General features: G+C 53.6%; 20 protein-coding genes. 15 read left to right on the top strand and 5 right to left on the bottom strand.

The genetic code is table 11. The features are described from left to right. Position 1: 1 nt before the first annotated feature. Positions 2–1,444, top strand: a complete 1,443-nt coding sequence (gene pyk, locus D2E25_RS01490) for a pyruvate kinase (RefSeq protein WP_125979279.1) — start codon at positions 2–4, stop codon at positions 1,442–1,444. A gap of 116 nt (positions 1,445–1,560) precedes the next feature. Here pyk and D2E25_RS01485 read toward each other — a convergent pair whose 3' ends face one another. Continuing rightward, entirely contained in the window at positions 1,561–2,160 is a 600-nt protein-coding gene (locus D2E25_RS01485) for an NUDIX domain-containing protein (protein ID WP_125979278.1), read from the bottom strand. Positions 2,161–2,459: 299 nt separating this feature from the next. Here D2E25_RS01485 and uidA point away from each other — a divergent pair, with 299 nt between their 5' ends. Beyond that, positions 2,460–4,286, top strand: coding sequence for a beta-glucuronidase (gene uidA, locus D2E25_RS01480; protein WP_125979277.1), 1,827 nt, complete (start codon positions 2,460–2,462; stop codon positions 4,284–4,286). A gap of 192 nt (positions 4,287–4,478) precedes the next feature. Here the strand turns inward: uidA and D2E25_RS01475 are convergent, their stop codons facing one another. Beyond that, a complete protein-coding gene (locus tag D2E25_RS01475) occupies positions 4,479–5,618 on the bottom strand; it encodes a tyrosine-type recombinase/integrase (protein WP_125979276.1) in 1,140 nt (379 codons plus the stop codon). Positions 5,619–5,652: 34 nt separating this feature from the next. Between D2E25_RS01475 and D2E25_RS01470 the strand changes: the two genes are divergently transcribed. Further along, complete coding sequence (locus tag D2E25_RS01470) at positions 5,653–6,312, top strand: DUF2335 domain-containing protein (RefSeq protein ID WP_125979275.1); 660 nt, start codon at positions 5,653–5,655, stop codon at positions 6,310–6,312. Between the two features lie 159 nt (positions 6,313–6,471). Here the strand turns inward: D2E25_RS01470 and D2E25_RS01465 are convergent, their stop codons facing one another. The 3 genes from D2E25_RS01465 to D2E25_RS01455 form a co-directional block, all read right to left on the bottom strand. Next, positions 6,472–6,819 carry a hypothetical protein gene (locus tag D2E25_RS01465; RefSeq protein WP_241216910.1) on the bottom strand — a complete coding sequence of 116 codons (348 nt, stop codon included), beginning with the start codon at positions 6,817–6,819 and terminating at the stop codon, positions 6,472–6,474. An 83-nt stretch (positions 6,820–6,902) separates the two neighbouring features. Beyond that, on the bottom strand, positions 6,903–7,202 hold the full coding sequence (locus tag D2E25_RS01460; RefSeq protein ID WP_125979273.1) for a virulence RhuM family protein: 300 nt from the start codon (positions 7,200–7,202) through the stop codon (positions 6,903–6,905). Between the two features lie 78 nt (positions 7,203–7,280). Further along, positions 7,281–7,790, bottom strand: a complete 510-nt coding sequence (locus D2E25_RS01455) for a hypothetical protein (RefSeq protein WP_125979272.1) — start codon at positions 7,788–7,790, stop codon at positions 7,281–7,283. Positions 7,791–7,857: 67 nt separating this feature from the next. Between D2E25_RS01455 and D2E25_RS01450 the strand changes: the two genes are divergently transcribed. The 12 genes from D2E25_RS01450 to D2E25_RS01395 all read left to right on the top strand — a co-directional run bounded on the left by D2E25_RS01450 (position 7,858) and on the right by D2E25_RS01395 (position 13,112). Next, positions 7,858–8,121: a hypothetical protein gene (locus D2E25_RS01450; RefSeq protein ID WP_125979271.1), complete on the top strand. Its 264-nt coding sequence runs from the start codon at positions 7,858–7,860 to the stop codon at positions 8,119–8,121. Next, a complete protein-coding gene (locus tag D2E25_RS01445; protein WP_125979270.1) occupies positions 8,118–8,297 on the top strand; it encodes a hypothetical protein in 180 nt (59 codons plus the stop codon). Before D2E25_RS01450 ends, D2E25_RS01445 begins: the two co-directional genes overlap by 4 nt. A gap of 1 nt (position 8,298) precedes the next feature. Beyond that, positions 8,299–9,066: a phage antirepressor KilAC domain-containing protein gene (locus tag D2E25_RS01440; protein WP_125979269.1), complete on the top strand. Its 768-nt coding sequence runs from the start codon at positions 8,299–8,301 to the stop codon at positions 9,064–9,066. A 2-nt stretch (positions 9,067–9,068) separates the two neighbouring features. Beyond that, entirely contained in the window at positions 9,069–9,269 is a 201-nt protein-coding gene (locus D2E25_RS01435) for a hypothetical protein (protein ID WP_125979268.1), read from the top strand. 174 nt (positions 9,270–9,443) lie between these two features. Further along, complete coding sequence (locus D2E25_RS01430) at positions 9,444–9,680, top strand: hypothetical protein (RefSeq protein ID WP_125979267.1); 237 nt, start codon at positions 9,444–9,446, stop codon at positions 9,678–9,680. Next, a complete protein-coding gene (locus tag D2E25_RS01425; protein WP_125979266.1) occupies positions 9,677–9,838 on the top strand; it encodes a DivIVA domain-containing protein in 162 nt (53 codons plus the stop codon). Before D2E25_RS01430 ends, D2E25_RS01425 begins: the two co-directional genes overlap by 4 nt. Positions 9,839–9,967: 129 nt before the next feature. Then, positions 9,968–10,321 carry a hypothetical protein gene (locus D2E25_RS01420; RefSeq protein WP_125979265.1) on the top strand — a complete coding sequence of 118 codons (354 nt, stop codon included), beginning with the start codon at positions 9,968–9,970 and terminating at the stop codon, positions 10,319–10,321. A gap of 240 nt (positions 10,322–10,561) precedes the next feature. Then, on the top strand, positions 10,562–11,038 hold the full coding sequence (locus D2E25_RS01415; protein ID WP_125979264.1) for a RusA family crossover junction endodeoxyribonuclease: 477 nt from the start codon (positions 10,562–10,564) through the stop codon (positions 11,036–11,038). Next, positions 11,035–11,340, top strand: coding sequence for a hypothetical protein (locus tag D2E25_RS01410; RefSeq protein ID WP_125979263.1), 306 nt, complete (start codon positions 11,035–11,037; stop codon positions 11,338–11,340). Before D2E25_RS01415 ends, D2E25_RS01410 begins: the two co-directional genes overlap by 4 nt. A 172-nt stretch (positions 11,341–11,512) precedes the next feature. Further along, a complete protein-coding gene (locus D2E25_RS01405; RefSeq protein WP_125979262.1) occupies positions 11,513–11,917 on the top strand; it encodes a hypothetical protein in 405 nt (134 codons plus the stop codon). Beyond that, positions 11,914–12,180 carry a hypothetical protein gene (locus D2E25_RS01400; protein WP_125979261.1) on the top strand — a complete coding sequence of 89 codons (267 nt, stop codon included), beginning with the start codon at positions 11,914–11,916 and terminating at the stop codon, positions 12,178–12,180. Before D2E25_RS01405 ends, D2E25_RS01400 begins: the two co-directional genes overlap by 4 nt. Next, positions 12,177–13,112 carry a hypothetical protein gene (locus tag D2E25_RS01395; RefSeq protein ID WP_241216909.1) on the top strand — a complete coding sequence of 312 codons (936 nt, stop codon included), beginning with the start codon at positions 12,177–12,179 and terminating at the stop codon, positions 13,110–13,112. The genes D2E25_RS01400 and D2E25_RS01395 overlap by 4 nt, the downstream gene beginning before the upstream one ends. Positions 13,113–13,121 lie beyond the last annotated feature (9 nt).

Genomic DNA, 13,121 nt, shown 5'->3' with positions numbered 1-13,121 from the left:
CATGCGTAAAGCCAAGATCGTCGACACTATCGGTCCCGCTACCGAATCCCTTGAGGGCATTTCCAAGCTCGTTGCGGCCGGTATGGACGTTGCTCGTCTGAACCGTTCCCACGGTACCCCCGAAGATCACCTGAAGGTCTACAACAACGTGCGCGAAGCCTCTAAGGCTGCTGGTCGCAACGTGGCTGTGCTGGTCGATCTGCAGGGCCCGAAGATTCGTTGCGGCTGGTTCAAGAAGAACGCCGAGGGCGAGGACAAGGTCCAGCTTAAGGAAGGCCAAGAATTCGTCATCACCACCGATGACATCGAGGGTGACGAGCACATCACCTCCACCACGTTCAAGGGTCTGCCGGGCGATTGCCACCCGGGCGACCCGATCCTGATCGACGACGGTAAGGTCCGTCTCGAGGTCACCAAGGTTGAGGGCAACAACGTGTACACCAAGGTTGTTGTGGCTGGCCCAGTGTCCTCCCACAAGGGCATCAACCTGCCGGGTGTGGCCGTGAGCCTGCCTGCACTGACCGAGAAGGACGAAGAGGATCTGCGCTGGGCCATCCGTACCGGCGCCGATATCATCGCTATGTCCTTCGTGCGTTTCGCGACTGATATTGATCGCGCTCACGAAATCATGGACGAAGAAGGCCGTCGTATCCCGATCGTTGCCAAGATCGAGAAGCCGCAGGCTCTTGAAAACCTTGAGGACATTGTCAAGGCGTTCGATGGCATCATGGCTGCTCGTGGTGATATGGCTGTGGAGTGCCCGCTGGAAGAGGTCCCGCTGGCAACCAAGCGCATCATTGAGCTGTCTCGTCAGTACGCCAAGCCGGTCATCGTGGCTACCGAAGTGCTGGGCTCCATGGTTCACTCTCCGGTGCCGTCCCGTGCTGAGGCTTCTGACTGCGCTAACGCTATCCTCGATGGTGCTGACGCAACCATGACCTCCAACGAGACCGCTGTTGGCGAGTACCCGGACGTGACTGTTGCTACGATGGCTCGCATCTCCGGCTTTGCAACTGAGCACGGTTTTGACCGTATTCCGGAGCTGAAGAACCTCGACATGTCTTCTACTGGCGCTGTTTCTTCTGCTGCAGTTGATCTGGCAGAGAAGCTCAACGCTAAGGCTATCGTGGCTTACACGCAGACTGGTAACACCGTGCACCGCGTCTCTCGCGAGCGCCCGGCTGCTCCGATCTACGGCATCACCAACAACAAGCACACCTACCACTGGCTGGCTCTGTCTTGGGGTACCGAGGCCTTCTTCGTGGACGAAGATTACCATGACAAGTCCCGCAAGGACCTCATGGCTTACACCGACACTATCCTGAAGAAGGCTGGCAAGGTGGCTGACGGCGACAAGATCGTCGTGCTGAGCTCTGCTCAGGGTGAGCACGCTGCTGGCAGCACGGATACCATTTACGTGCACACTGTTGGTAGCAACGACTGATGTGACCACTGTTCAGTTGAGGTAGATTACGCGCAGCGATCTACCTCAACGAGCAGTACATAGCAATGAGCCCCAGACCTGTGAATGGTCTGGGGCTCATTGCGTTGATAACCTGTTTAGCCTTTAATGTGCTTGAGCAAGCCACCGTGCAAGCGCACTATCGCGATTATAGTTTTTGCATCGACGATCGTGCCGTTGTTGACTAGTTCCATAGCTTCATCGACTGTGTAGAGTCGAACGTCAGAACGTGGCGATTCTGGACCGATAACAGAACGCTCAACCGGAGTAAGTCCAGTAGCGAGGAACAGTGCAGTGTATTGCGAAGAAAAGCTGGGCTCTTCAATGAAACGTGTGAACTGGACGAATTCCTTGGCTTCGTAGCCGCCTTCTTCACGTAATTTGCGTACTGCTACATCTTGTGCGCGTTCAGTGGGAGAGGAGGCGTGACCGCCAGGAATTTCTAGAGTCCAGCGGTGTGTTGGAATGCGATATTGCTCGACTAATGGAATCTGACCATCGCTGGTGACTGCGAGCACCCCAACGCTGTCGCCATTATTGCCGTGCAACACGTACCGGTCAAAGCGCCCAGATTGTGGCGATTCAAGAGTGAGATGGTCGACGTTAAAGTAATGACTGGAAACGATCTGTTTGCGCGCTTCCTCTTTGAATGGTGCTGGCCGCCATGGATCGAATTGGCGATAGGTTTCGTTACTCATGACATCCCTTTCTCACTGGATTGACATGCTATTCACATTGTAAGTGCGCAAGACATGTTCAGTTCGTAGCGACGCAGGTTGAAATCGTATTCTGGCGTGTGATACATAGAGGTTTTCAGAGGCGACGCCGATTGCGCTGTAAGCGACAAACAGTCTTCGTTCCACCATGCATCGCGGATCCGGCGTCTATCGTAAAGACGATGGTGTTGTCGCCTCCGATCCGCTGACGGTCCGCTGACGGTCTGTCTGCATGGATAGCGCTGACGAGGCGCGAACGACATATACATAAGGAGATGCATATGGATGGTGCTCTGCTCTACCCGCAGGTGACCGAGACCCGACGCATTCAGAGCTTGGATGGCATGTGGAATTTCGCCCTTGACCCGCAAGAAAGGGGAGAGCGTGACGGATGGCCGACACGCGGACTAGAACACCCTGAACAAGTACCGGTTCCTGCCAGCTTCAACGACTTGTTCACTGACAAGTATCATCGCGAATACACCGGCGACTTCTGGTATGAAACAGATGTTATGGTGCCCGGAGAATGGCGTGATCGCGATGTGTTCCTGCGCTTCGATGCGGCCACCCATCGCGCCACGGTGTTTGTCAACGGTACTGTTGTCGGATCGCATGAGGGAGGATTTACGCCGTTCGCAGTGCGTATCAACGACGCAGTGCATTGGAATAAACCCAATCGCATCGCTGTACGGCTCAACAACGAGCTTAACCACTCAACATTGCCCGCTGGCCAGACCAGTAGACTGCCGGATGGTACGAAAGTTTCCGAACCCTATTTTGACTTCTTCAATTACGCCGGACTGCAGCGTTCAGTGCGTCTGATTGCCGTGCCGAAGGAGGCCGTCACTGGATACACAACCGAATACGAGATTCATGACGATGGCAGTGCTGACGTCCATTACACGGTGGAAACCAACGGTACGCATCCGGTACGAGTCACATTAAGAGATGAAGACGGCGCAGTCGTTGCCAGTTCTGAAGGAGAGCATGGCACCTTACATGTGCCGGATGCCCACCTGTGGAATGTGCGCGCAGCCTACCTGTACCGTATCGAATTCACCATCGTCTCTGATACGGCTGCGACGCCAGTGGTCATCGATCGGTATTACGACGATATTGGCATTCGTACCGTCGAAGTGCACGGCCGCCATATCCTCGTCAACGGCAGGCCAGTGTATCTTAAGGGATTTGGTAGGCATGAGGACAGTGTGGTCAACGGGCGCGGTGAGAATCCCGCTGTAACTAAGCGCGATTTTGAGCTTATGAAGTGGATTGGTGCGAATTCCTTTCGCACTTCGCATTATCCATATGCGGAGGATGAGCTGCGGATGGCTGATCGTGAGGGTTTCCTTGTCATCGATGAATGTGCAGCAGTTGGCTTCATGAAAAGCCTGATGAACTTCCTTGATGCCGCATCGTCCGATGATGCGCGCAATCGGAGCTTCTTCGACGATCCGCAGGTGCGCACACGCACACTTGAAGTTCATAAGGCGGCGTTGCGCGAATTGTTTGAACGAGACCGCAATCATCCTAGCGTGATCATGTGGAGCTTAATGAACGAGCCGGATTCTGCGGCTGATTCAGCTGTCCCGTATTTTGAGGAGATTTTTGCCTATGCGCGTGGACTCGACCCTCAGCACCGTCCGCTTACTTACACGAACCTCATGATGGCGGCCGCCGGGCGAGATCAATGCCATTGTTTCGCTGATGTGATCTGTCTGAACCGGTATTACGGATGGTATGTGAGTGGAGGGTATCAGCTGGCTGCTGCGAAGACGGCGTTTATCGACGAGATGAACCGTTGGATGCAGATAGAGCCAAACAAGCCGTTCGTGTTTACTGAATACGGTGCAGACACTGAAGCTGGCGTACACAAGCTGCCCAGCGTGCAATGGAGTGAAGAGTACCAGTGCGACTATCTGACGATGCAGCATGAGGTGTTCGACATGTTCGACGCTGTGACCGGTGAGCAAATGTGGAATCTGTGTGATTTCCAGACTGGAGAGGGCATTATGCGCGTCGATGGCAATAAGAAGGGCGCGTTCACGCGTGACCGTCAGCCTAAGGCCGCCGCGTTCTTGCTCAAGCGGCGCTGGGAGACAAAGTAGGCCCGATGTAGTCCTGATGTGGGCTGTCAAGCGCGGCTGCTGCCGCTGTCGCTTCGAGCGATGCGCTGAACGAAAAAGCCGCAAACCCTTGTGAGAGTAGGGTTTGCGGCTTTTTCCAATGATTAAAAAGAGTGCCCTCGGTGGGACTCGAACCCACACAAGACAAGCGCGAAACACCTACTGCTGCCTAGATTATGAAGCCTCGCAAACATTGTTTGCCCACATTTTGCCCACATTCTCACGCAGTAGCATGTCACCCATACGAGCAGACAGCTCGTCTAAATCATCGTCGAATAAATCGGCGTACACGTCCAACGTCATCGCCGCCGACGAATGCCCAAGCTGTCGCTGCACGGCTTTGACGTTCGCGCCGGCGTGCACCATGAGAGACGCGGCTGTATGCCGTAGATCATGGATGCGGATACGCCCCTCGATGCCAGCACGTCGCATGGCCACGCACATCCAACTGTCAGAGCGAGCCGTAGCGTTTCCATGCTCGCGGATCATCTCACCGGGGCGGCCGGGAGCCTCGAACACCAGAGCGTCGGTCGCGCGGCCATCGCAATGCTTCCGCATGATCTCGTCCAAAACGCTCGGGTACATGATCGATCGCGTCCGGTAGGTCTTCGTGTCATCTGCAATGATCTGCATGCCTACCATAGGCGCGCTCACTCCAATATTGATACGATGCTTGTCAAGGTCTACGTCTTTGACGCGTAAGGGGACGAGTTCGCCCCATCTCATGCCGCACAGGCCGAGCGTGAGAATGATATCGTGCCGCCATCCTGCACAGTCCGCCAGCCGGTAAAGTTGTTCCGCGGTCAAATAACGATGCGGTCGGCTGCGTTTTCTCGGCAGTTCGGCATTACGCGCCGGATTATCACCGATTCTTTTGTCATTTTTGGCGTCGTCGAGGATGCCAGCAAGAATTCCGTGAGCTCGAATGACAACGGTGGGGGAGCGTTGTTCACTGAGACTAGTCACCCACTGCTGTATGTCCTCACGCGCGATCTTCGAGACCGGGACGTTTCCCCACACTGGTGCAACGTGGACACGCCATGTGATCTCCAACGGCCGGTAAGTGCTCGCTTTGACACTGGTCTTCTTCTTCGCCAGCCACGCCTCGGCAAGCAGCCCGACGGTGGTTTTGCCCGCCTGCGGGTCAATATAACCGCCGGTCGCTTTCGCAATGGTTACGTGCTCGGCCGCCCAATTCTCCGCGTCAATCTTCCGCTTAAACCCACGCTTATCAGTCTGTGTGCCGTCTGGTTTGCGATAGCGCACCCGGTAGCGGACGCCGTTAGTGGTCTGGTATTTAGTAATGTTTGCCATGATATGGACTCCTTATTGCGTCGCGTAATTTCACGTGATTTCAACCGTTTTCACATATCGTCAAGTTGCGTTTGTTATGATGCAGGTGACGAACGTGTGGATTGGAGGGCTGATGACCCATGAGAACGTCGACCAAGAGAGCGATAATTCGGGGGTTCAAGACGGGGATGATGGCCGGGCTGACTGGAAGAATACGCCAATCAGAGCCTCCGAAAATGCGGACCTCTCTCGAACTGCAAAACAAGGCGTGGACTATGACCGGCGGAGCGATTCGAAAGGCGATGGATCGCCAATAGTCGGCTACATGTCCCATGTCGAGATGACGTCTAGCCCGCTGCCGTCCAGTAAAGAGCTTGCTGGATATGAGCGTGTGCTTCCAGGGGCAGCGGATCGCATTCTGGGAATGGCTGAAGATTCTCTGCATTCTGAGATTGACTACCAGAAGCAGCTTGTGGAGATTTACCGGGAGGATCGTCGGGCCGAGAATTGGGTATACAAGTTCACGAGTGCCGTGTTTTCTTTGATGCCAGCCGCAGCGTTTACTAGTTCTGTGGTGTTCTTTGCGCTCGGTATGAATCCAGCCGCGCTTATTGGCTTTGCTGGCAGTATAGCGCTTCTTCTTCCGCAGGTTATTGACGCGATCAAAGGGCGCCGCACATTCAAAACGGATGATTCGGGGAAAGATAAGTCTTAGCATTTTGAGTGTGCTTCACTTGCCCATCGACTATGATGGGCAAGTGAAGCATGCCCCTTTCTTTTGCTTTCAATGCTTCAAAATTGCTGGAGCTTCGGATATTGGCGTATCCGCCGGCGTCCCCCTCTCGCCTTATCAACCTCGAGAAGGGAATTTTTGTTATAAGCGGCTCAAATTTGTGTCACCACACAGCAGTTGCTGATAGTCGTAGATAACCTGCTCGGTGCGGTCTAATTCTTGAGCGATCAAAAATATGTTGCCTTCATAGGTTTGCTCTGCGGTGATGTATTCGAGCGGGTCAACCATAAGCCGCGCTGTTTCACGCCGACAACGCATCTCCTGCTTTACGGAGTACACGCCATTCCCAGCATCTCCATACCAGCGGTGCACAAGCTCATGCACCAGCGCACACCGCTTCCTCGTGAAGTCGATACGCCGGTCGATCAGAATCGTATCCGTCTCCAAGCAGTACAAGCCGTCAAGATCGCCGGGTAGATAGTCGCTCATGACGGTTAGGCTGGGCGCGCTCGCATATAGGCTCATGCGCATTGGCCCGTATGGGTCGCGCGGATTGACAGGGAGCGTAATCATTACGCATCCGATTTTTGAGCGAGGTTTTTAAAATCGCTCAAGGGGAGAGTGACGGTGTGGCGGACTGATCTCACGCCCTCATTCCAGACTGTTTCCTTTTTGGAAATAATTGGATTGTCTGCCGTGCCCATGGTTGCTAAATATTTGCTAATCGCGGATATGCTCACGCCGAAATAGTCGATCATGCCCTCTGGCGACACCCAATACGTATTCCCTCGGTATGAGACTTGTACTGCGGTAGGTTTTCCGTCGGTCTGGTATACCGCGATCTGCACCTGCTGGCTGTTCTGATCTTCCATGATCACTCCCTTCTTAACCCCCGGTTGTTCGGTTTTTCCGGATAACTGGGGGGGGTAAACGTGTCGAATTCGATGCGTTTAAGCGTCTTGATCGCCCTCGTGATCAAACTTATGCGGATCATGCAAAGCGGCAATACCGACACCCTCGCGGAGGAAGCGGCGGGTCTGCTCTAACTTTTCCTGCTCGCGAGCAGCGACAGGATCAACATCAGGAGCAGAAGCCTGAGGGGGCTGGACCGACATTTCCCTTTCCGCTTTTTTAGCAGCCCGATCGGCAGCTTCGCCATAAACGTCGTCCATAATTGCGTCGACAGAATAAGAGACTTCCTTATGCGCCGCAAGGTCAAGTACTCTTTTGAGGACTTTGACAGGATCCGCCTTACATACTTCGCATATCAATAAAAACTCAGAGAGGCGGGCAGGTGCTTTTAGCCCGAGGCAGAGATCTCGGACTCGGTTATATCCAATTTCCCCGTGGGCTGCTCTTTCGACACCTGTGTATCCAAGATGCGAATCGGCTACTAGATAACAGATAGCTTCGCGAGCTGCGTTATCAGTGTCTTTCCAAACGTATTTTTTAGTCGGCATGATGCCATTTTAGCAAGTGACACGCCGCACTTGCTAAAAATATATAGCAAGTGCTAAAACTGTAGACATGCAAATTGCACTTGCTAAACAACAGGCCTCTTCGGCCGTGAAGAGCCTTCGAGACAAGTCGCTTCTCGATGAGGTGCCGAAGAAACTGATAGCGCAAAAAACTGGCGTGGACCGGAACACCGTCACGCACAGACTCCGATCCTCTGACATGCTCCTTAGCGCATTCCTTGGGACTGCACGAGCTATCGGAGCTGACCCAGTGAAGGTTCTCGATAGCGCCATCAAATCCACCCAAGAGCAGGAAATGGAGACCAGCGCATGAGCGTCTATGAGTGTGGGCACATTGCCGCCGGCGGCTATCACGACGTGAATCACTGCCTGCTCCTGCAAGAAGTCAAGAAGGCTGAAAACCTCAACAACCCAGCCCGCCTCGTCCGCATCGGACGCAGCCACGGACTCACCCCCAGCCAAACCATGAAACTCGCAAAGGAGGCATGACATGAGCGCCGATATTCAACGGTTCGATTTCAACGGCAATCAGCTTCGCGCGCTGACCGATGAGCAGGGTGAGCCGTGGTTCGTCGCCAAGGACGTCTGCGACATCCTCGAAATTCGCACCGATACCGTCCGCAAGATTCTCGAAAACGACGAGGCGGCTAAAGTCAACCCCAACAGTATTGGGGTTGCTCAGAACGGTGGCCGTTCGCCCCTGATCGTCAGCGAGCCGGGCTTGTACAAGTTGATTATGCGCAGTCGTAAACCAGCGGCGAAAACGTTCCAGCGTTGGGTGACGCATGAGGTACTGCCCCAGATTCGTAAGACCGGCGGCTATATTCCGGTCGGGGAATCCCCGGAGGAAACAATGGCACGCGCCCTACTGATCGCCCAGAAGACCCTCGACCAACAGAAACAACAGTTAGAAGAACAAGCGCCGAAAGTGCTGTTTGCGGACGCGGTTGCCACGTCAAAACGCAGCATCCTAATCGGCGAGCTTGCAAAAATCCTTAAACAAAACGGTTACGACACCGGGCAAACACGGTTCTTTAAAACACTCCGTGAAGACGGTTATTTGATGAAGCGTAACGGTAGCCCGAACATGCCAACACAGAAAAGCATGAATCTGGGCCTGTTTGAAGTCAAAGAAACCGCGATCCAGCACAGTGATGGGCATACGACCGTGAATTTCACCACGAAAGTCACGCCTAAAGGACAGCAGTATCTGATCCAGAAATATTTGGGTTGCACGCCCTTGGAAGTAGGAGCGTAACAATGAGCGCTAAACAGCATCGGCCTCACTACCCGTATACGCAAGGCCTCGTGCTCATGATCCTGCTCGTAGCGTGCTTGTTTTGGCTGCTGACGCACATGGCGTGCGCGCATCCAGTCGAAAACGCGATTGCTGCACTGGTTGGCTTTGGTTTCGTGCCTTTGCGTGTGCTCGCTTTGATCACTGCTGACATGAGCGACTAACCGGTTTTGGGACTGTGCAAGTTGCCCCCGGTTCGCAGATCACACGCCATCTGTCAGCGTGAGGCAAACGACGGGCGCTGGTGCGATTCCGGCCAGCCCCACATAGCAAAAACAAAAAGCCCCGCGGCAACGGGGCTCCAACGCAATAGAGGTATCAGTAGAAAGGATATCACGATGAGCCAAGCAGAAGCAGCGCCATTGATGTCGATACAAGACATGATGAAACACGCTGGCAAATCGTATTCGACCGTAACTAAGTGGTCGTCTGGCGTATTGGCCAGCCCATACCCGGAACCTGTTCGTAACGGGAAGAAATTCCTTGGTTGGCGACGCGAAGATATTGAACGCGCTGACGAGCGGAATCGGTACAGCACTGCCGACTACCTGTATGGGAAAGCCGGCAAACAATGAAACTCCTCACCCCAAACGACATACATAACGCCACATTCACCGTCCACTACCTGCGCGGCGGCTACGACACCGACCAAGTAGACGACCTACTCGACCAGGCCGCTGCCACCATCGCAGTGCTTTGGGCTGAGCTTCAAACGTATCGGAACACTATTTAGGCTTGCTGCCTGACTTTTTGTCACTCGTCATAGCGAAAAATCAGGCAGCAATAAAGGGTTGAGGTTGGTCACATTGCCTTTTCTTCCCAGCCTCAACCCACCCACCACAACACTAGTGAAAGGAAAATTATGGTGGACGAAAATCAGAATACCAAGTGTGCAATCTGCGGTGAATATCATGATTCGCCAGTCAGTGAGCAGGAGATAAAAGACGCGATTATGTGGATTGCTGCACACCTCGGCTGCGACTCGGAGAGTCAAGAAGAATCGGACTCAAACGAAAGATTGCACCGATTGCAGCATTATATTGACATGCTCGCTGACGCTTATGATGCGGTGTCTACCGTCGCATACGCCGCATACATGGACGGGGAGCATGAGATTAACGTGCGCGCTCAAAAAATCGCCGCCCAAATCAGCGACCTAAACGGGATTATCACCGCTCGAATCCACCACGAAAAGGAAGCTCAGCATGTGGCATGAGCTCCTCCACCACGGGATGAAAATAAGCGACCTAAAAGACGTCGCACCAGGTGACGTGGTCTTCCTCACGTGTACAGCAATCCCGTACCTAGCGTTTACCGTGCACGCGGTCACACGTCGAAACGGGCTCACACTCCTGTACCTGAATGACTACCAGCATTACGTGATAGGCGGTAGCAGCACCATCACCTTCACGACAGCCCTACGCCCTAGTAATCACCTTCCACAGGAAGAGCGCACGTGACAGTCGACCAGCCTCAAGAATTCACTCTTAGCCTGCCCGGCGACCCGGTCGCAAAAGCACGACCACGCGTCTACCAAGGACACGCCATCACCCCTAAAAAAACACTCCACGCCGAAGAACGCATTTTCGCCGAATTCCGCCGCTGCTACCCCCACGCCAAACCCCTCACCGGGCCCGTAAGCGTAGAAGCAGAATTCTGGATGAGCAAACAAGGAAAACCCGACATTGACAATCTCCTCAAACTCGTCCTCGACGCTCTTAATGCGCTCGCCTACACGGATGATGCGCAAATCATGCACATCAGCGCGCGAAAAATCACGCCCGACCAAAAGGTAAAAGGCGTAAGACGTGGAGTCTTCCGCAAAAGAAAAAAAGGCGATCCACTCACCTTTTCCGGCACCGTGTACGAGCCGCATCTACTCGTACAAATCAGACAATTACCCGAATACCAGCCAAAGGAAAACACACAATGACTACTAAGCATTCAGCGCCAGTGTACGCGGTCGAAAACGCTTTACTGCCTGACACGGATCTAGCTGCGAGCCTCGCACCACTCGTACCAGTCGCCAGCAAAATCGCAGACAGTGCCGCCATCTTCATCGACAAAAGCAGCAAGCTGCCCGATAAGACGCTCACACCGAATCAAAAGCACGCGCTCGAGAGTGCTTTCATGATCGCGCAGAAGATACTGAAGAATGCTGATCTTATCGGTCGTCTTCTCCGCGATCCCGATCAGACAAGTATCACGGTAGAAATGCCTGAAATTGACAAGTAGCCGTCAATATGCGGCGTGCTGCTCCGTCTGCGGGCATCTCACCAGTCCCACGAGTTATGCGCTCGCTTATAGCGCGGTCATAGCTCACGCGCTCGTAGACGGAGCCGTCAACCATCCCGTACAAGTCCTACCAGTAGCAGATATGACACTCCTCAATCAAAGGATAAACCAAATGATGCAATCAACCACTCAAGCATTAGACGCACTCAACACCCCACCGGCAGCAACGAACGATGGACCAAGCCTAGAACACCGTTTATTCCTCCAGCAAGCCCAGCGAATCGCCATCATCGACAATCAAATCAAAGAACTGCAAGAAGAACGCGAATCCATTAAACAGCAGATTCTCGTATCCCATCCCACTCCTGGCACGTATGAGGCTGGAGCCTTGACCGTCACCGTAAAAAACGGTGCACGTCGCTTGGATGCGCGCAAACTCGAAAAAGCTTACCCGGCTGACAAGTATCCACAACTTTACAAGAATGCGTTGGATACGAAGATGGTGCGGCAGCAGTTTGCGCCCGCTGCACTCGAAGCCTACCAGACCGCTAGCAGCCCCACGGTGGTGGTCGCATGATCACCAGTGACGAAATCAGCTCAATCCTCAGCCGAACATTCAACACCTTCGACCTGGGCATTAGTGAGGATCTCTATGTTTTTAAATCCGATGATTTCTTTGCCCTCTGCAAAGAAATCATCGGAAAAATCAGTGAGCTTTCCCGCGAAGACTCTCAAAAAGATTCAGATCAAGAAAAACGCTTAGACGATTTTGAGCAGCATATCGCGAATCTTCAAGATCGAGTCTGGAACTTAGAAAAGAAAGTAGGGCGTAGTAGATGAGCGACTTCATTCCCATCGACTTACAGCAACCTCAACCGGTAGAACAACGCTTACCCGAGCCACCTATGCCGCCAGACGTGAGCGTGGACTTAATGGAAGACCCATTCTTGTGGAATGAAATCCGGGCGATTATCGAAAACCATATTGCTACCCAACCGCGCAGTCTACAAGCCCATATCGGACCCAGTGAACTCGGCACCGATTGTGTGCACTGTCTGGCGGCAAAACTCGCTGGATGGAAGCACGCTAACCAGGCTGTGAGCTGGCTGCCCTTCATCGGTACTTGCGTACATGAGCATTTCGAACGTCTCTTTCGAGACCTTAGCGAGGGAACCGACCAGTATGAGCATCGCTGGCAGACCGAACTACGTGTAACGGTAGGGGCCTTGCATGGGATCAATGACGGGTATGAGATCACCGGCAGTATCGACCTGTACGATCGTAAAGCTCACGCCACATGCGATTGGAAAATCGTAAGCGACCGAACCATCAAAACCGTCAAAGCTACCGGCCCATCACAAACCTATCGCATCCAAGCAAGCCTCTACGGTATCGGCCTCACCCGCATGGGCGAAACAGTAGAACGATCATGCGTCTACTACCTACCCAGGAATGCGGTAAGCCTAGCAAGCGCATACCCCGTCGAAATGCCCTTCGACCCACAACCTGGCATGTGGGCATTACAACGCGCGAACATGCTGAAAGCGTTCATGGACACCATTCGCATGCGCGACGGGTTACCCACCTTAGACGCGTGGATAAACCGCCTACCCAGGTCGTCGACCCACTGCTTCGACTGCGGCACATGGGTTGATGACATGATAACCGGCCTACCAGAATTCGACCCACCAGCCTCACGAATAAACGTGCCCAGTGAATGGCTCGCCCTCATCCCCCTCATCCAACCAACCTACCAACCAAACAACCAATAAAGGAGAAAA

It is taken from the genome of Bifidobacterium goeldii, assembly GCF_003951095.1.
Classification (GTDB): Bacteria; Actinomycetota; Actinomycetes; order Actinomycetales; family Bifidobacteriaceae; genus Bifidobacterium; species Bifidobacterium goeldii.
Note: the sequence above shows the minus strand (reverse complement) of the source record. Positions and strands in the feature narration are given on the sequence as shown.